Annotated in this window: 19 protein-coding genes; 2 read left to right on the top strand and 17 right to left on the bottom strand. The window is 46.9% G+C overall.

The window, feature by feature from the left end; genetic code table 11:
• Positions 1–439: 439 nt before the first annotated feature.
• The 9 genes from ACYVI9_RS16600 to ACYVI9_RS16560 all read right to left on the bottom strand — a co-directional run bounded on the left by ACYVI9_RS16600 (position 440) and on the right by ACYVI9_RS16560 (position 7,625).
• Positions 440–658 carry a hypothetical protein gene (locus ACYVI9_RS16600; protein ID WP_460766787.1) on the bottom strand — a complete coding sequence of 73 codons (219 nt, stop codon included), beginning with the start codon at positions 656–658 and terminating at the stop codon, positions 440–442.
• A gap of 133 nt (positions 659–791) precedes the next feature.
• Positions 792–1,259: an RrF2 family transcriptional regulator gene (locus ACYVI9_RS16595; RefSeq protein WP_460766784.1), complete on the bottom strand. Its 468-nt coding sequence runs from the start codon at positions 1,257–1,259 to the stop codon at positions 792–794.
• Positions 1,260–1,271: 12 nt separating this feature from the next.
• Positions 1,272–1,583 (bottom strand): DUF59 domain-containing protein, encoded by a 312-nt coding sequence (locus tag ACYVI9_RS16590; protein WP_460766782.1) that lies wholly within the window; start codon positions 1,581–1,583, stop codon positions 1,272–1,274.
• Positions 1,584–1,626: 43 nt separating this feature from the next.
• Entirely contained in the window at positions 1,627–2,073 is a 447-nt protein-coding gene (locus tag ACYVI9_RS16585) for a SufE family protein (protein WP_460766779.1), read from the bottom strand.
• Positions 2,074–2,150: 77 nt separating this feature from the next.
• Complete coding sequence (locus ACYVI9_RS16580) at positions 2,151–3,407, bottom strand: SufS family cysteine desulfurase (protein ID WP_460766777.1); 1,257 nt, start codon at positions 3,405–3,407, stop codon at positions 2,151–2,153.
• An 88-nt stretch (positions 3,408–3,495) separates the two neighbouring features.
• Entirely contained in the window at positions 3,496–4,800 is a 1,305-nt protein-coding gene (gene sufD / locus ACYVI9_RS16575) for a Fe-S cluster assembly protein SufD (protein ID WP_460766774.1), read from the bottom strand.
• A 63-nt stretch (positions 4,801–4,863) separates the two neighbouring features.
• Entirely contained in the window at positions 4,864–5,613 is a 750-nt protein-coding gene (gene sufC, locus ACYVI9_RS16570; protein WP_460766772.1) for a Fe-S cluster assembly ATPase SufC, read from the bottom strand.
• Positions 5,614–5,757: 144 nt separating this feature from the next.
• The gene (gene sufB / locus ACYVI9_RS16565; RefSeq protein ID WP_460766769.1) at positions 5,758–7,242 is read right to left on the bottom strand and encodes a Fe-S cluster assembly protein SufB; all 1,485 of its coding nucleotides are present in this window, start codon (positions 7,240–7,242) and stop codon (positions 5,758–5,760) included.
• A 59-nt stretch (positions 7,243–7,301) separates the two neighbouring features.
• Positions 7,302–7,625 carry a hypothetical protein gene (locus tag ACYVI9_RS16560; RefSeq protein ID WP_460766767.1) on the bottom strand — a complete coding sequence of 108 codons (324 nt, stop codon included), beginning with the start codon at positions 7,623–7,625 and terminating at the stop codon, positions 7,302–7,304.
• 159 nt (positions 7,626–7,784) lie between these two features.
• On the opposite strand from ACYVI9_RS16560, the gene ACYVI9_RS16555 reads away from it, so the two are divergent.
• The gene (locus ACYVI9_RS16555; RefSeq protein WP_460766765.1) at positions 7,785–8,105 is read left to right on the top strand and encodes a ferritin family protein; all 321 of its coding nucleotides are present in this window, start codon (positions 7,785–7,787) and stop codon (positions 8,103–8,105) included.
• A 45-nt stretch (positions 8,106–8,150) separates the two neighbouring features.
• Here the strand turns inward: ACYVI9_RS16555 and ACYVI9_RS16550 are convergent, their stop codons facing one another.
• The 7 genes from ACYVI9_RS16550 to ACYVI9_RS16520 form a co-directional block, all read right to left on the bottom strand.
• Positions 8,151–8,720: a DUF4256 domain-containing protein gene (locus ACYVI9_RS16550; RefSeq protein WP_460766762.1), complete on the bottom strand. Its 570-nt coding sequence runs from the start codon at positions 8,718–8,720 to the stop codon at positions 8,151–8,153.
• 58 nt (positions 8,721–8,778) lie between these two features.
• On the bottom strand, positions 8,779–9,360 hold the full coding sequence (locus ACYVI9_RS16545; RefSeq protein WP_460766760.1) for a YdeI/OmpD-associated family protein: 582 nt from the start codon (positions 9,358–9,360) through the stop codon (positions 8,779–8,781).
• A 294-nt stretch (positions 9,361–9,654) separates the two neighbouring features.
• Complete coding sequence (locus ACYVI9_RS16540; RefSeq protein WP_460766757.1) at positions 9,655–10,737, bottom strand: hypothetical protein; 1,083 nt, start codon at positions 10,735–10,737, stop codon at positions 9,655–9,657.
• A 126-nt stretch (positions 10,738–10,863) separates the two neighbouring features.
• Positions 10,864–11,232, bottom strand: coding sequence for a hypothetical protein (locus ACYVI9_RS16535; RefSeq protein WP_460766754.1), 369 nt, complete (start codon positions 11,230–11,232; stop codon positions 10,864–10,866).
• A gap of 185 nt (positions 11,233–11,417) precedes the next feature.
• The gene (locus ACYVI9_RS16530) at positions 11,418–14,273 is read right to left on the bottom strand and encodes a DEAD/DEAH box helicase (RefSeq protein ID WP_460766751.1); all 2,856 of its coding nucleotides are present in this window, start codon (positions 14,271–14,273) and stop codon (positions 11,418–11,420) included.
• Positions 14,274–14,401: 128 nt separating this feature from the next.
• On the bottom strand, positions 14,402–14,794 hold the full coding sequence (locus tag ACYVI9_RS16525) for a GreA/GreB family elongation factor (protein WP_460766748.1): 393 nt from the start codon (positions 14,792–14,794) through the stop codon (positions 14,402–14,404).
• Between the two features lie 1,081 nt (positions 14,795–15,875).
• A complete protein-coding gene (locus tag ACYVI9_RS16520; RefSeq protein WP_460766745.1) occupies positions 15,876–16,640 on the bottom strand; it encodes an SDR family NAD(P)-dependent oxidoreductase in 765 nt (254 codons plus the stop codon).
• A 282-nt stretch (positions 16,641–16,922) separates the two neighbouring features.
• On the opposite strand from ACYVI9_RS16520, the gene ACYVI9_RS16515 reads away from it, so the two are divergent.
• Positions 16,923–17,453: a glycosyl-4,4'-diaponeurosporenoate acyltransferase CrtO family protein gene (locus ACYVI9_RS16515; protein ID WP_460766743.1), complete on the top strand. Its 531-nt coding sequence runs from the start codon at positions 16,923–16,925 to the stop codon at positions 17,451–17,453.
• Between the two features lie 82 nt (positions 17,454–17,535).
• Here ACYVI9_RS16515 and ACYVI9_RS16510 read toward each other — a convergent pair whose 3' ends face one another.
• Entirely contained in the window at positions 17,536–18,924 is a 1,389-nt protein-coding gene (locus tag ACYVI9_RS16510) for an MATE family efflux transporter (protein ID WP_460766740.1), read from the bottom strand.
• Positions 18,925–18,970: the final 46 nt, after the last annotated feature.

Raw genomic sequence — 18,970 nt, 5'->3', positions numbered from 1 at the left:
CTTGGATTACTTCAAGGAGTTGCAATCACGCCATCAGGTTAGCTAAGGAACCGCCGTATACGGAACCGTACGTACGGTGGTGTGGGAGGTCAGGTAGCGAAATAATCGCTACCTTCCTACCCGATTTGTTGTAGAACAGGCCTATTCTATAGAGGTGGTAAATCTATTGCAGCTCGATATGCCCAATATGGGTGCGAATTTAATAATGGTAAAGTCGTTACGGTTGGCAACATGAATCGGGACGCTAAGAGCCGGTAATCGAACCATGAGCCCGTCCAACACTTGCCAGGTTGGTCAATAGGTCCTGTAGGGTGGGCTTACTACTTCATATATGGCATCCGCAGGCGTCTGGCAGGAGCGGACCAGCATCGTATAAACACAAAAAAGCCGGTTGGAAATCAACCGGCTCGGTAAAAGATCAAACTTTTATATTGCTATATTAATTTGCTTCTTTAACAGAATCAACTGTAGCAGCAGCTGCAGAATCAACTACGGCAGCAGCTGAATCGATAGTAGCTTGTGCAGAATCAGCGCTAGCTTCAACAGCAGTAGTTACTGAATCAGCTGTAGCTTCAGCTGCTTCTTCAGTTTGATTTTCAGCACTGTTACAAGCTGCGAAAGAAACAGCGATCAGAGCAATTGCGAATAATTTTTTCATGATTGTCTTTTTTGTTTTAAAATTATAATTTGAAGATTAATACCCGAATCAACAGGAGGTAACCCTTTTTTAAAATTTTTTTCAAAAAAAGACAAATTGATTATCAATGATTTACCAAATACTGGTAAAGAAATTATGGTTTGACAAGAAATTCAGTACTCAGGGCGTCAAAAATCGTGGCCTGGGTACCTGATTCGGTAATCAGGTTCTCCAGGGTTATTTTTTCCAGGAGATTGTTGACGGTCATCTGGATCATTTGCCATAAGGAGCGGGAGGAACAATCTACCGAATTGGTACAAAAACGCATCACGGCACCATTCTCATCGGTAAATTCACGGTCCAGCGGCGTTCCCAGGGCCTCCAGCACGTCCTTGATGACGATGGCTGCAGCCGGGACGGCCAGTACATAACCGCCTTTATTGCCCGGCGTACTGCGGATAAAGCCCGACAATCGAAGCAGCCGGGTTAATTTGGCAATATAATGCTGACTAAGTTGTTCTGTTTCACTTAGTTGTGGAATACTCATGCCTTCGCTGCCTTTATAGGACGCGATACGAATAAGTATCCTTAAGCCGTATTCTTCCTGAGCTGTAATTTTCATATAGCATTTTTTTTACATAAAACCGAGTTCCAATTGCGCCACTTCACTCATCATAGATTTATTCCATGGCGGATCCCAGGTAAGGGTTACCAGTACATCATTGACACTGTCCAGGGCGCGTACTTTTTCATCGACTTCCAGGATCAGCGATTGGGCAGCCGGACAGCCCGGAGCCGTAAGGGTCATTAAAACAAAAACGTTGCCACCCTCATTGACATCGATTTTATAAATTAAACCCAGTTCGTAAATATTGACCGGTAATTCGGGATCAAATATAGTCTTGAGGACCCCGATGACCTGTTCTTTGATAGCTTCTTCGTCCATAGCACTGTTTTTTGAAGAATGGTGTTATATCACCGTTTCTTAATTAGTTCTTGTCCTGAAGGCTGCCCGCCTTAAATGCCAGGGCATAATGTTTCATTTGTTTTACCATCGCCAGTAATCCGTTGGAACGGGTCTGTGCCAGATGACTTGTCATACCAATCTGGTTGATAAAATCCATCCTGGCCCCAAGAATTTCATCGGGACTATGTCCGCTTAACACCCGGATCAGCATGCTGATCAACCCTTTCACAATAATCGCATCACTTTCCGCACGGTAATGCAGTTTGCCGTCTTCATAATCGGCAATCAGCCATACCGTGGACTGACAACCTTTCACTTTATTCTCCTCTGTTTTATATTGATCGGGCAGAGGCGCGAGTCGCTTACCCAGATCAATAATATATTCATATTTATCATCCCAACTGTCGAAGAGCGCAAACTCTTCCACAATTTCGGCTTCTGTTGCTTCGATGCTCTTTGTTGCTGTCATATGATTGATTGCTCCTGTAATTATTTTTGGACGGACAGCCACCTGCTAGTGGTTGTGGCAGTCCCGCGTGCCTGCTTCTACCGGAGCAGCTGCACGGCTTTTTTAAGCGCTTCCATCATCCGATCGACTTCTTCCAGGGTATTATAGAGCGCAAAGGAAGCCCGTATGGTTCCCGGAATACAGAACCGGTTCATCAATGGTTCAGCGCAGTGATGGCCGGTCCTTACGGCGATACCTTTGTTATCCAGCAGAATCCCGATATCCTGGGGATGTACGCCTTCAATGACAAAGGAAATAACGCTGATTTTATGATCATTGTCACCAATAATGCGCAGGCCGTCGATCTCCCTGAGCAGCCCGGTGGCATGCTTTAATAATGCATCTTCGTGACGACGTATCTGTGCCTTCCCGACTTTTTCAATATAATCCAGCGCCGGCTTCAGGGCAATGGCATCGGCTATATTGGGCGTGCCCGCTTCAAATTTATAGGGCAGATCATTATAGGTCGTCTTTTCAAAACTAACTTCTTTGATCATCTCTCCGCCACCGTTGAAAACCGGCATCGCTTCCAGCAGTGCCTTTTTCCCGTATAGAACACCCATGCCGGTTGGTCCCAGTATCTTATGGGACGAAAAGGCAAAGAAATCAGCATCCATTTGCTGCACATCAATATCCAGATGCAGGCTGCTTTGGGCGCCGTCAATCAGTACCAGCGCGCCTTTTTCATGGGCCAGTCGAATGATCGTCTCTACCGGGTTCACGGTACCCATGGCATTGGATACATGATTAACGGCTACCAGGCGGGTACGACTGGTGAGCAATTGCTGAAATGTTTCGAGTTCCAGCTCACCTTTATCTGATACCGGAATTACTTTTAATACGGCGCCCTTTTCTTCACAGAGAACCTGCCAGGGTACGATATTGGAATGGTGCTCCATCCCGGAAACGATAATTTCATCGCCTGGCTTTACATTGGCGCGTCCCCAGGTATAGGCCACCAGGTTGATGCTTTCAGTGGTGCCCCTGGTATAAATGATTTCTTCTCGATGTGCAGCATGAATAAAATTCCGCAGGCTGTCTCTGGTCGCTTCAAAAGCAGCGGTGGCTTCTTCGGCCAGGCTGTGGATACCACGGTGAACATTGGCGTTCAGATGCGCGTAATAATGCACCAGGGATTCGATCACCTGTGTGGGTTTCTGGGTCGTGGCCGCATTGTCGAAATAGACCAGGGGATGCCCCTTTACTTCGCGTTGCAGGATGGGAAAATCTCTGCGTATGGCCTGAATATCAAACGGTTCTGTTGTCGGTATGGGCGTTGTAGCTGTTTGCGTCATGATACAATTTTTCTGTTCCCGGTTAAACGATTGAGAGATCCCCTTTCTTTCTTTGGCCAAGATCAGTTCCGCAGAACCGATTTGCCGTTTAGAGACCGAGCTTTTGGGTAATCAGCCCGTTGATCAGTTCCCGCACGCCTTCATTTTTAATCTTTTCAATAACTTCCAGTGCAAAACCATGTAACAGGAGGGAAGTCGCTGTTTTCTGCGTAATACCTCTGGATTGGAGGTAGAAAAGTGCTTCCTCGTCCAGTCTGCCCACGGTACAACCGTGCGAACATTTTACGTCATCCGCAAAAATTTCCAGCTGCGGCTTGGTATTGACACTGGCGGTTTCAGATAATAAAATATTACGATTGCTCTGGTAGGCATTGGTCTTCTGCGCGATTTGCTGGACGAAAATCTTGCCGTTGAATACACCGGTGGCCTGGCCACTGAGCACGCCTTTGTAAAGTTCATTGCTCAGGCAGTTGGGCTGACGGTTGTCTACTACCGTGTGATTGTCTACATGGGTGCTGCCGTTCTGCAGGTACAGGCCAAAAAGGTTGGACTGACAATGTTCTGCCGACATCACCATATTCAGATTGTTGCGGATCAGCCCGCCATTCAGGGTGACCGTCACCACGGTTGCTTCACTGGTACCGACCTGATGTACATGCGTCGTGCTGACCACTTTGGAATTTGGTGCGTCATTCTGAATCTTGTAAAAATCAAATACCGCATCCTGTTCTACGACCGCTTCGATGACCTGGTTGGTAAAACTCTCATCCGCACCCAGGGTGTTGAAACTTTCAATAAACTGTACCCGTGCGTTCTCTGCGACATGTACCAGACACCGGGGTTGTGCGAAAATATTGCCATTACGGGCATCGGTAATATTATAGAGATAAATCGGATGACTGGCTTCTTTACTTCTGAAGACATGGACAAAAACGCCTTCCTGTATAAAAGCCGTATTCAGGGCGTTCACGCCATCCTTGTGGTAATCGGCACTATGTCCCAGGTGGGTGGCTACCAGGGCCGCATAGGAGGGGTGTGAGGCGGCTTCGCCCAGGGATATGATTTCGAGTTCTTCCGAGCGGGTATGGGACAGTTCCTGATGAAAATGGCCGTTGACAAAAACTATATGATTGGCCTCGGCATGACCCGGCAACTGCAGGGGCTCCAGGTCGGCGGCGGTAAATCCCTTTTCCTTCAGGTCCGTCGTGAAATGGTAATCCTTTCTGAAAAAATCATTGATGGAAGTATACTTCCATTCTTCATGTTTGACGGTGGGCAGTCCGGATTGCTCAAAGGAGCGGAATGCATCGTCGCGCAGTTCTTTAATATGAGAGCTGACCGGTTGCTGCTGCAACTGATCAAAACGTTCTTTAAAATATGCTATTGTATCCATTAGTACTTTGCTTGATTGGGACGCTAAATAAATTACCGGAAGACGGCAGGGGGCGGACTGGTTTTATACCAGGGCGCTTTTAATAAAATCATACCCTTTTGCTTCCAGTTCGTGGGCCAGTTCTTTTGTGCCGGATTTCACGATCCTGCCATTATACAGTACGTGTACAAAATCCGGTACGATATAATTCAGCAGCCGCTGATAGTGGGTCACCACCAGGGTGGCATTGTCACTGGTCCTTAATTTATTGACACCATTGGCAACGATGCGGATGGCATCGATATCCAGACCGGAATCTGTTTCATCCAGAATGGCCAGTTTGGGCTCCAGCATGGCTAATTGAAAAATCTCATTTCTTTTTTTCTCACCTCCTGAAAAGCCTTCATTCAGGGAACGGCTCAGCATCGACTGGTCGATTTCTACCAGCGCCATTTTTTCCTTCATTCTTTTCAGAAAGCTCACTGCATCCAGTTCCGCTTCGCCCCGGTATTTCCGGATTTCATTGACAGCAGTCTTCATAAAGTTAACGGTGCTCAGCCCCGGGATTTCCACCGGGTACTGGAAGCTCAGAAAGATCCCTTCGGCGGCGCGTTCTTCCGGAGCCAGTTCCAGCAGGTCTTTACCGCTGAATTCCACGGTTCCCTTACTGACTTCGTATTCTTCCTTTCCGGCCAGCACAGATGCCAGGGTACTTTTACCGGACCCATTGGGTCCCATGATGGCGTGAACTTCACCGGGTTTGATTTCCAGGTTGATGCCTTTTAATATTTCTCTGCCTTCAATGCCTGCATGCAGGTCTGTGATTTTTAACATGACGTTTTGTTTGAAAATATAAGGAGCGATTCGATCGGGAAGAACCCCTTATTGCTATACTATATGATATTATAATTGATAAAAAACCTAAAGGTTGCCGGCTTTGGGGATTGAACCTGACCACCGGGCGGATAATGCACCTGTTTAGCCTACGCTGCCTTCCAGGCTGATTTCCAGTAATTTTTTAGCTTCCACTGCAAATTCCATGGGGAGTTTGTCCATGACCTCTTTTGCAAAGCCATTGATGATCAGCGCCACGGCAGTTTCCGTGTCAATGCCCCGCTGGTTACAGTAGAAAATCTGGTCTTCCCCGATTTTGGAAGTGGTGGCTTCATGCTCCACGATGCCGGTATTGTTCTTAACTTCTATATAAGGGAATGTATGGGCGCCACATTTATCACCCAGGAGCAGGGAATCGCATTGGGAGAAGTTCCGGGCATTCTGTGCGTTTTTACCCACCCGTACCAGTCCTCGGTAACTGTTATTGCTAAATCCTGCCGAGATACCCTTACTTACAATCCGGCTTCTGGTATGCTTACCCAGGTGGATCATTTTGGTACCGGTATCTGCCTGCTGGTGATTATTGGTGACGGCTACGGAATAAAATTCCCCGTTGCTATAATCGCCCTGCAGAATAACGCTAGGGTATTTCCAGGTGATGGAAGATCCGGTTTCCACCTGTGTCCAGCTGATTTTGGAATGATGGCCCTTGCAAATCCCTCTTTTGGTTACAAAATTGTAAATACCACCATTGCCGTCCTTATCACCGGGATACCAGTTTTGTACGGTGGAATACTTTACTTCCGCATTATCCAGCGCAATAATCTCCACGACGGCTGCGTGCAGCTGGTTTTCGTCTCTCATAGGAGCGGTACAGCCTTCCAGGTAACTTACATAGGCACCTTCCTCGGCAATAATCAGGGTACGTTCGAACTGACCGGTATTCTCGGCATTAATCCGGAAATAAGTGGAGAGCTCCATGGGACAACGAACGCCTTTCGGAATATAACAGAAGGAACCATCACTAAAGACAGCAGAATTCAGGGCGGCAAAGAAGTTATCGGTAACGGGAACCACACTGCTCAGGTACTTGCGTACCAGTTCGGGATGTTCCTGAATGGCCTCACTGATGGAGCAGAATACGATACCCAGTTCTGCCAGCTGTTCCTTGAAGGAAGTGCCAATGGAGACGCTGTCCATGACGACATCCACCGCCACACCGCTCAGGCGTTTTTGTTCTTCGAGTGATATGCCCAGTTTTTCAAATGTTTTCAGCAGTTCGGGGTCGACTTCATCCAGACTCTCCGGCTTTTTTTTCTGACGGGGGGCGGAATAATATATAATGTCCTGATAATCAATTGCGGGATAGTTCAGGTTGGCCCAATGCGGTTCCCGCATCTTCTGCCATTGTGCAAAGGCTTTCAGGCGCCATTCCAGCATCCATTCCGGTTCCTGCTTCTTGGCGGAAATAAAACGTACAATATCTTCATTTAATCCCTTGGGAGCCGACTCCGACTCAATATCGGTGACAAAACCGTATTTATATTCACTATTTACGTGACTTTCAATCGGATCTATCTCAGTTTCAGGTGTCCGGGTCGGGGCTAATTGTGCTGTATCCGTATTCATGCTGCAAAGGTAAGCTATTTATACTAAAAAGTATAAATGAACCTGTAAACTTCTGCAGCTTAGGGGAGGAGCACTAATTGATGAATGTTTATGAAATTCGGGCACTGGTTTTTCTCATCCGCAGACCACTGTAAGCGCACCCGCAGGGCGGTATCTGCCTGACTTTTATAATCCGGCACGATAAAATCATCCGGAATCTTATGGGTCTGATACGTGGTTCCGGTACCATCGATAGCCACCATATATTGGCTGCAGCAGGCGCAATAGGGGATAGACGAGCTAATAGTCAGGGTAGCATTGTCCGTTTGATAGCTGTTTTCTTTACTACAGGCAATAAACAGCAGTAGTATTGACAGTAGCAGCAATCCAGTTGTTTTTCTCATATGGGTGCAAATTTAAAAGTAAAACCTAAAGATTCCGATCCCGAATCCAGGAATAAGACGACCAGAATGCGGATTTCGCAACAGTTTAATGCCCACCTGCATAGAATTCCCCGATTTTACATAGCTTAGGGAAACGATTACAATTAAAACTCGAAAACTATGGGATTCGATCAGTATCACGAACCGCCGGAGGAATTATCGCCATCCGTACGCACATTTGCCCGGATGATCCAGTCTTTAATCGAAGAAGCCGAAGCCATCGACTGGTATGAGCAGCGCATCCATGTGGAAAAGGACCGCGAAGCCAAAAAAATCATGCAACATGCCCAGGAAGAAGAATTTATTCATTTCGCCATGGACCTGGAGTTTCTGTTACGCAAGAAAAAGAAATGGGCGGTGGTGGTAAAGAATATCCTTTTCAAAAAAGGAGATATTATCAAAAATGCCGAACATGCCGAGGAGGAAGAGGAAAAACTCTGAAGCCAGTTAACGCGTCCGGCGGCTGCCGCTCAAAAGACCCGGGCATTACAGTTTTAAGGCCAGCCGGAAACCTCTGGAACTGTAATAGGAATCTGCGCCATTGTGGTACACAAAAACCTGGTCATATCGGCGATCGCAAAATAGTGCGCCACCCAGTCTGCGAACGGCGTCCGGCGTAAGAATCCAGCTGGAAGTCTTCAGGTCAAAAGCGCCTTTTCGCTGCAGGCTGCGGTACTGGGTTTCGGTTAACAGGCCGGCACCCATGGCTTCCGCCATAGCCACGGCGCTGCCCCGGGGTTTATGTTGCTTACGGGCAGCCAGTGCCTGGTCATCGTAACAGAGACTTCGCCGGTCTGCAGGTGTTTCAGCGGCGCAATCGACAAAGTACCAATTCTCTGGTTCCTCGTCAAAAATGACCAGATCCGGTTCACCACCACTGTACTGCATTTCGTACAGGGTCCGGAGATGCTGTGGCTGCTTTTGCAGTTGCTTGAGCACAGCGTCCCAACCTATCTCCGGATGCCGCCCGGGATATTTTTCAAATCTTTGCTGTAACTGTTCCAGTAACCAGTTTTTTTCAGTGTCAGGAACTTCCGGTTTTTTTTTAATTGCCATTGGCTGAATTTTTCAATGGGAACTGTAGCCTATTTCGGCCCGCCTCCACAGGGCTTCATCAGGCATCATCCAGGCCTTTGCCTTCCAGGATCCGGGGTATATGCTGCGTGACTCTGGCAACACGGGTTTTGGACTGTTTGGCCTGGCCAAAATAAAATAAATAGGCACGCTGTCTGCCGGGCGTTAGGGCAGCAAAGGCTTTTTTCAGCCGGGCAGATGCTTTCAGTGCGGTTTCAAATTCTTCGGGCACGGGATAATCCGAAGTCTTTTTGGGGGCGACCTTAAGGCCTGATTTTTCAATCTCTATTGCTTCAAAAATATAGGCTTTTAGTGCCGCTTTTATTTTTGAAATTTCTTTGGTGCTGGTAAAACGTATCTGTCGGGCTGACTGAACCTGTTCGGTCTGTTGTATCAACAGTTTATCCGGGTCTTTCATGAGCGCCCCTTTAAAAAACAGAAAGGCGCAGTACTGCTTAAAGCCATGGATCAATACTACATTTTTCTTGTTGTAGGTATAACAGGGGCAGCCCCATTTCAATTCCTCGATCAGCCCGCAATCCAGCGCGATTTGGCGCATGATTTCAAAAGCCTCGCTCCACTGACTCGCTTTATTAAAGAAAAAATCAACTTTTGGATTCATCAATATATGTTTTAGAGGTTGACAATCGATTTTAATTCAGGTAGCACCGGAATGCATCTTTTGAAAATTCGTCAAACGGGAAACGGCTTAGCGAAGTAGCGAAAATAGAAGCACAAAAGTTCAGTTTAGTACTACCTTACCATAAGCCATTTACTATTTACTAAATTACAGAAAAAGATATACAAATGGCTTATGCAGCGATAGAATTACAGACCTTGAGTTTTGCATTTAACCCGTTTTTTTGTAAAACCGATGTTAGGTACAGGCTGATATTCTGTCGATTAATTTTAATTATTATTTTCCACTTTCTGCAAGCGTAAAAAATGTAATACTAGTCGCCGCTAATTCAACATTTCCTGCTTTTACATTTTTACCAGTAATTGTTGGCAATTCGTCATTTGCGGTTAAAGCTAATTCTTGTCCGTTTAATTTTACAGTTGTTCCCTGTAACTCATCAGAAGTTAATGTGTATTGTTCTGCTTCGGACGGAAGATTAACTGACGTTGCTGTTTTATTGGTATTGATAATTAAAATTGTTTTACCAGATTCAGAACCTTTAAGATTATGCGCAAATACATATACGCCTTCTTCTCCTGTTCCTGCATCATATACGTCAGTTCCCATAAGTTTTGCCCATAAGTAGGCTGCCCAATAGTTAGGTTTTGGTAGATAAGTATCTTGGTCAATCAAACTATATTCACTTGCCAGGAAGGTATTGTGCATAATTACTTTTACACCTTTTTGGGCCAATGAACCGTGTTGGTATAGAAAGCGAAAACAATCTAAAAACGTGGCTGCATAAGGATCAGCGCCTGCTGCTGCCTGTGCTGTTTCCGTAATCCAAATTTCTGTTCCAGGCATATATTTATCCCGTAGCCCCATATAAAAAGCCGCAGATTGATCTGTGCGTTGCAACCATTCTTTATCCAAAGCATTTTCTGCTTTTATAGAAAACGGACCTTCTTTTATCATTCTAATAGAAGCCGCACCATAGAAATGATAAGAAAACACATCAAATGTTGGTTTTGGATCTGCAGACATTAAATCTTCAGTGGCAAGAAATTTCATACCAGGCATATCAAGACTTACCCCATCCATACCTTCAAGTACTGCGCCTGGACCAAGTGTTTTCATATTCGGAACTTCTTTTTTAGCCCAAGCATTAAAAGCATCTACATCTTTTGCAAAAAATGATGCATCATAATCAGGGTTCATTAAACCGCCAGCCAATGGCATTGTAGGTTCGTTGAAAAGTTCAGCGGCAGCAATACTACCTCCAAGGCTTTTTGTATAATTCACAAGTTTTTGAGCTTCTACCGGAGTCCACACGCCATCCTGATTACGCACACCGTTCGATACGGCAAATGATGTAACCAACGCTGAATTTGTCGATTTTAAAAAATCAAGTACGCCTTTCCATTGGCTTCTGGTCAATACATTTAAAAATCCCTCAGGAGCGGGTTGGATAGGCTGATCATTATCCTGAAAGTAGGTGGCATTTGTCTAGGTGCCGCTCACCCGTACATAGGCAGGGGCAAGGGCTTTGGCCAAATTTAAAATTCGTTTGTTGGTTAAATCAACAGGGTTAAGTTTGCGATACAGCGCTGGATTTTTCTGCGACACATCATAGGTGGTGGTAGCTTGGGCAGACGGCAGACTGTCCATCATTTTGTAAGGTTTCCAAAATTCTCCACCTACCACTTCAACCATTTCTACATTATAAGATTGAAATCGGTCGCTTACAGTTCCAATTAGTTTCATTTCCGTTGGATTGATATTCAGTGCGCCTTCATTTTTCTTTTCTGCATTTTGACATCCGACAATAAGCATTGTTGCAGCAACCGAAAATGTCATTAATATTTTAGCTTTCATAGTTCTCTGTATTTGATGTTGTATTTAAGGTACATTGTTTAAGGTCACGTTTTTTTCAGCTTGTGCCTAACAACACAATTTACGCATTATCAGGAACTCAATCATCGACTTCCTGAAAATAAACGACCCGCCACTGCGCATTCCGATAACCCCTCAATGCTTTTTCCATAGATCTAATACACATTTTAGGAAAGCAGGAATTCCAGGTCTTCCATCGTAAGGCTTTTCACCAGGCTTTCATCTACTGAGATCAGGTCCTCGGCCAGTTTCTTTTTCCGTTGTGCCAGATCGATGATTTTCTCTTCGATGCTGTCCCTGCAAATCATGCGGTAGGCAAAGACCTGCTGTTCCTGCCCGATCCGGTGGGTCCGGTCAATGGCCTGATTTTCTACCGACGCATTCCACCAGGGATCATAGAGAAAAACATAGTCGGCCCGGGTCAGTGTCAGCCCTGTATTGCCGGCCTTAAGACTCAATAAAAATACGGATGCCTCACCCTGCGCTGACTGGAATTCATCCACCAGCCGCTGTCGTTCCTGTACGGCTGTTGTTCCATCCAGCCGCAGGCAGGCAATACCGGCGGTCTGCAGGTCTCTTTGAATCAGGTCCAGGGTGGAGGTAAACTGACTAAAGACCAGTGCCCGATGTTGGGGAATAATTCCTTTGAGCTCGTCGATCAGAATTTCGGATTTGACACTTTCGGTACCAGTGACCGAAGCTTCGCTGACCAGTTCCATACTATTGCAGAGCTGGCGCAATTTCGTCAGGCCCGCCAGGATGCCCAGTTTTCCTTTGTTCAGACCATGGGCTTTGATATCGGTAAAAATATTGGATCTGATTTTGTCCTTGATCTCATCGTAGGCCATTCGTTGCCGGGTACCCATTTCACACCAGACCACGGATTCTGTACGGGCCGGCAGGTCACTGGCCACCTGTTCTTTGGTCCGGCGCAGCAGGAAGGGCCGGATCAGTTTCTGTAATACGGCCGCCTTTTCTTCATTCGCCTGCTGCTCTATGGGAATGGCATACTCCCTTTTGAAAAATTCCGGACTACCCAGGAGCCCCGGCATCAGAAAATGCAGCTGGCTGTGCAGGTCGGCCGTGGAATTCATAATGGGGGTGCCGCTCAGAATAATCTTTGTTTTCGCCGTAAGCTGCCAGGCGGCCCGGGTGGTCTGTGCCTGGGGATTTTTTATATTATGACTTTCATCCAGTACGATGGTTTCCCATACCAGGTTTTGCAATATATCTATATCCTGCCGCATGGTACCATAACTGGTAATATACACCTGGGTGCCTGGCTGGTGTATCGCTTCCTTGTCACGATTATTGCCATGCAATACCTGGGAGCTGATCCCCGGAGCAAACTTCTCAAATTCTTTCTGCCAGTTGAACAGCAGGCTGGCGGGCGCCACAATCAGGTGTTTTCCACCCGGTACCGTTTGTATCTTGTGCAGCAGGAAACAAATGGTCTGTAGGGTCTTACCCAATCCCATATCGTCGGCCAGACAGGCACCGGCACCCGCTTCTTCCAGCAGGCGCATCCATTCATAGCCATCATGCTGGTAAGGTCGTAGCGCTTCAACCCGGAGTCCGGCGGGCAGGGGATAAACCTGCTGTTGCCGCTGCTCCCATTGTTTCCATTTAGCATACCAGTTGTCCTTGAAATCCAATTGGAATACCGGGTCCTTCAGTTCTGGCGTCGTGGAATCTCCCAGCAGCATCCAGCGGGCGATATGCAGCTGGTTCCCGGTGATTTTGCCGTGTTTCAATAATAATCCATACCGGTTGAGCCATTCTTCACCGAAAACACCCAGACTGCCATCCTTGAGCAGCACGGCTTTCTGGTTGTTGAGTAAGGCTTTTTGGAGGCTTAGAACCGGTACCTGTTCCCTGCCAAAATTTACGCGCAGCTCCAGCGCTATAAAATCACCCGAGGATTGCTGGTTCAGGATGGTCGTCTCAATTTTGTAAGGCGCATACCTGAAATGTTTTAACAAATCAATGCCAACCAGTGCAATATCTTTTTCAAGCAACAGATGATAGGTTTTGAGAAACCAGCTTTTCTTCTGGGCTTCTGCGAAACTAAGGTGAAAAAAGCCGTTTTGCTGCCGTTCAAAATTCCCGTGAAGTGCCCGGAGAAAATCCACCAGTTCCGCCTCTTTTTCGGCATGCCGCCGGATTTGAACCGGCCTGCCCTTAATAGTGGTTTTGAACAGGGGTTCAAAAGGGCCGTCAATAATGATGCCCTCATAATCAAACTGCGGTTCCAGTTTTAAAAAGCTACCGCTGATTTCAGTGAGCAGCACCTGCGACCGGGGTTCCGGCGCCAGGATATTTTCCTGCGAGAGGGCAGGGCGCTCTATGCGCAGGTCCCATTCACCCAGCTGATCCAGCAGGGCATCCAGGTCATGGCTGTCTTCCGGTAATGCCGCTAAATAGCCTGAATCAAGTAACCACTGAATCGCTTCATAGCTTTTGGGAGACAGCTGATAGTAGGTATCGTCCTTTAACAGCAAAAAGAAGTAGCGTTGAAACTGATGCAGGGGATAGCGTTCCTTTCCTATTTCTACGAACAGTTTCAGTCTGGGGTTGCCGGATTCATTTTCCAGCCTGCCCATCAATTCTACCGGGTACCCATGGAAAAGGCATTTAGTTTGCTGTACCCGTCTGTCCCCCATAGTAACTTCATGATACCAGAAAGCCGTTTGCTGCCGGCGCAGCGCGCCCATCAGGGTATAAATATGTTTCTCCAGGTTTTTTTCTACGGTATGGGATTTTGTTTTTGCATCCTTGATATAGGTTGTCTGCGCGATCAGTTCACAGCGGTGTGTTTCCAGTGCGGCCGGTGTCAGTTTCAGAAGGCACTGAATCATATCATCCGGCATGCTTTTAAACCAGGTTTTGAGCTGTGGCCGGGTCATGGGACAATCTCCGGTCTGGATGCCTTCCGGTGTTTTAACCCATTGCTTAATCGTGATGGCCGGTTTTTTCGAAAAAAACCGTTCCGGCTGAAATAACAAGACTGTTTTAGTACGCATGGGCCTTTAAAGGATTGGAAGGCGCAAATATAAGTATCGGAGGCTTTCAGCCAATACGAGATCCGGGGTGTTCCCAGCAAAAAAAAGCAGTACCAAACGGTACTGCCTTACCTATCAGTCTGACTTGCCTAGATGTACATGGCATTTCTGAGTTCCATCACTACAAATTGTTTTTTTCGCTTTTCAGTCTGCCAACTGATGCCATCACCCTCCGTTACGCCCATCAGCAGGACCCCCAAAGGAGAGATGGCCGAAATTTTTCCTTTCCAGGGTTCCTGTTCACCCGGAGGAACAATTCTAAAGCGCAGGTTCTCCCTGGTTTTAATATTTCTTAGTGTGATCTGATCGTGTAAGCGGGAAACATGGTTAGGAAAGTCCGCACTGCTGACCTGTTGTCCCGATTCCAGTCGCTGTGTAATCTGCTTTTTCTCCTTGTCGGATAAGGACAGGAATTCAGGATCTTCCTGTAATGATTTACTTAATAATTGATGGTCTTCTTCCAAAAAAATAATTGGTTTCATATCGGATAAATTTTAGCCTATACCCGGCAGGGTATATTGCTGTATCAGCGCAATAGCCTTATCGGCCCTTCAGCGCTTAAAAATGGATTGTCTAAATAATGGTGACCCCGAAACCCGAAAATGGTCCGGGGATTAGATATGGAAGGCTTTCAGATTTGAAAAGGCAAAAAGGCGGCTACCGGCAAAGGGAAGGCAGTTGGATGACCCCTTCTTCAGATTGGCTGGCTCCGTTCCTAAAATTATATAGGGGGATACTTTTCGCATAGCAGCAAAGCTAGGAAAGATTTCATTGCTTTCCAAGCCGGGGAGCATTAGACCGGCCTGAGCGGATACACTTTAACAAATTAACGTTATTATCTACATATAAATATTATATATCGTTCATATACATTGGAGTATCAGCATGTAATGAAAACTACAAATTTGCATATTTTCCCAAGTTTCTGTTCAAAGGGCGGTCGCAGCGCTTATATCATATTAATTATTATATAACCTCGAATATGCATTTATATTCATGTAGATAACTGTCTAATTTTATATTTCATGGATGGATTGCTTTAAATTCCGAAATCCTGACCCAAAACCCGTCATCGGCTGCTCCATACTGGCTAATTCAGGCAGCAAATACTCCAATTTAAGCATCTAAAATATATTTAGATACAACTTATAATAATTTAAAGACCAATATTATATAACCTTTTGAATTGAGGCCGTTATATTTTGCCAGAATTTTAGCTGATTTTTGAAAATTGAGGTCATCCTGTATTACAGGATATAGTAGCTGATTTATTAAGATTATGTTTAGATATGCAACATAAAGCACTTAAATTTAGACTAATATAAGTTATGTATTTTGCCTATTCGGTTCTGTTCAGCGCAGCCCGTGTGCAGGCAGGAACCTGCGATTCCAGGTTCCAGCTTCCGGCTTCCAGGCATATTCCGGATTGTGCTCTTCATGGTCCTGTCCATTAGAACCGGACCAATCGACCTGGCCAGGACGGTTTTACGAAGGCATCAAGCATGCCCCGGCCAGGCCATTGGAAAGATTCTTAACCCGCTTATTACAGCGGCCGGATTTCTCTTATAGTTGCTGCCCCCCGGAAACTTCGATGCGTTGTCCGGTAATCCAGTATGCTTCTTCGGAACAGAGGAAGGCTACCACACCGCCAATATCGTCAGGCTGGCCCACTCTACCCAATGCGGTAGCAGCTGCAATTTGTGCATTTACCTGTTCATTATCCCGGACATGTCCACCTCCGAAATCGGTTTCAATAGCACCAGGTGCGATCACATTCACGCGGATATTCCGGGGACCCAGTTCTTTTGCCAGATACCGGCTCAGGGTTTCAACAGCGGCTTTCAGGGAGCCATAGACAGAAGTGCCGGGCATGGTGATCCGGGTGAGTCCGGAAGAGACATTTACAATACCACCACCAGCCTGGAGCAGGGGAAGTATCTTTTGGGTGAGAAAGAATACTCCCTTGTAATGGATATTAAAAGTATTATCCATTTGTTCTTCGGTCACTTCGGTAACCGGCGCATAGAGTGCCGTTCCCGCATTGTTAATGAGAAAATCCAGGTGGGCGCTGCCTGTTTCGCGCTCGAGAAGTTCTTTTAAATGGGCTACAAAAGCGTCAAAGGTATGTACCGCGCTGGTATCGAGGGCCAGACTGTAGGCCTTGCTTCCCTGGGATTCAATTGCCGCAACGACTTCCGCAGCTGCCTGTTGGTTGGAATGGTAGGTCAGAATAATATCTATTCCTTTTCCGGCCAATGCCAGTGCCATGTTCCTGCCCAGTCCCCGGCTGCCACCGGTAATAAGGGCGATCTTGTTTGTTTTCTTCATTTGATTTTTTTAAAAGTTTAAGCACCGGCCTTCGTTGGCCGGGAGGGTATTTCATTCAAGTGGAATGGGTTCATTTATTGTGGGCAATTTTTCAACATAGGAACCCAAACCTTCCTTGTTGGGTTGAACAATAATTGGTAAACAACAAGCTGCCACTGATTGTTTAAATTTCCCCGGCCGGCTACAGATAAACCGACAGGGTTATTTCGGGGCTGCCGGTCATTTGCGGCTTAAATTGAATAATTTTGGATGCGCAGTTTACCGGTTGTTTAAAATGATGCCATGGCCCGATCTGTAAAAATAGAATTGCTGAATCAATCCATCAACTTATGCTGGAGCCTGTTTGCGTTCACGCCGGTCCTCTGGTGCTGGATTTCCAAAGGAGTAAATACCTGTTTTTACCTGCTGTTGGGCGGTTCCTTTTTCATTTTTTTACTACCCTCCGGAATTTTTCAAAAATGGCAGTTCAGTCATCGGCCGGCCTTCTATAAAAACTTAGGGGTTTTATGGTTCCGGAAATTTGTACAGGATGGCGACTGGGTTCAACGAATCAAAGACCCGAAGTCCCATGCCCGGATAGCCGGCCGGAAACAGTTGGACAGTTACCTGCAGACGATTTCCATGTACGAGCGGTTTCACTGGAGCTGTTTTTTGTTTTTCTGCGGGTCGGCTGTCTATGCAATTACCAGTGGCGACGGGCTTTTGGGCCTTTGGATTACGCTGGCCAATTTGATCTACAATATAACGACATTACTGTTGCAGCAGTACAATCGTATAAGAATCCTTCGGATGCGCCGGGGAATGCGGCAGTGAAAAAATACGATTCCCGGGCTTTGCGTTTCCGTTTTTCGAAAGGCGAGGCGGTAACCTGATGGCACCGGCATCCGGCAGCCGCTTAAGGTTGTCCGGCTGATGCGACGGTATGCTTGCTGCCAGGTTGTGCAGGGGAGGTTTTTGGCCTTGCTTTCTTTAAAAACCGTAAGGTAAGGGCCAGCGCAGAAAAGCTCAGCCCGCTGATAAAGCCCACCCAGATGCCTTTTTCATTCCAGCCAAAACCAAAGGCCATCAGGCAGCCCAGTGGAATACCCAGCACCCAATAAGCCACGAAGATAAAGGCGGTCGGGATATTGACATCCTTGATGCCACGCAGGAGCCCGGCACTGCTCGCCTGAATGGCATCCGGAATCTGAAAAATAGCGGCCAGCAACAGCAGTCCGCCGGCAATATGCGTTACACCGGTTTCGTGATTAAATAAAAGAGGCAGCTGGTTTTTAAAAACCATAAACAGGATACAGCAGATGGCGCCGTAGGAAAGTGCCAGTGCCAGGGTACTCTTACCGATGACCGCAATGCGCTGCCAGTTACTGGTTCCGTAGGCATGGCTGACCCGGATGGACCCGGCCTGAGAAAGCCCCATCGATACCATAAAAGCGAAAGAAGCGCAGGCCAGGGCAATCTGGTGGGCTGCCTGCTGCTGGGCGCCAATGGTACCGATAATGATGCCGGAACCGGCAAATGCGCCGGCTTCCATACCAATCTGCAAACTGCTGGGGATACCGATTTTCAATAGTTGCCTGACCGTTGCGGTTTTCAGGCGCCATTGATTTCTGGACACGGCCATATATTTTTTAAAGATCCGGTGCCGGAGGATCACCCAACCCAGAATCAGAAAGATCAGGCTGCGGGTGATCAGGGTGGCATAACCTGCGCCGATCAGTTCCATCCTGGGAAAACCCCAGTGACCGTAGATCAGTACCCAGTTCAGCAGGATATTCAAAGGCAGGGCCAGAATGGACAGGGTCATGGCGGTTTTGGTATACTGCAGTCCGTCTGCAAACTGCTTGAGGGTCATAAAGCCCATCATGGGAATGATCGACAGGCTCATCAGGTTCATAAAAGGCAGTGCCAGTTGCACCACTTCCGGATCCTGCCCCAGGTGGGTAAGCACCGGCGTTGCCAGCAGCAATCCGCCGGAGATCAGGATGGCACAGACCATGCAGAGCCAGCAACCGTTATAAAAATAGTGGGAGACCAGCTGTTTGTCATACCTGCCATGGGCCAGGGATACCATTTGGGCCACCGAGATGGTAATGCCGATTCCGAAAATAAAAGGGATATTGATGACATTCAGCACCAGGGAGGCTGCCGCCAGTTGTTTATAGCCGGTATAGCCGATCATCGCGGTATCGATCAGGTGCAGGCTCATCTGTGCCAGCTCCCCGAAAATAATGGGGAGTGCCAGCCGAATGGTATTGCGGGCTTCGGATTTGTAGGAGTAGAACATACCGGTCTTCTAAAAAAAGGGGAGCAAAGGTAGCGGTTTTATGAAG

Source organism: Niabella terrae, assembly GCF_054783135.1.
Note: the sequence above shows the minus strand (reverse complement) of the source record. Positions and strands in the feature narration are given on the sequence as shown.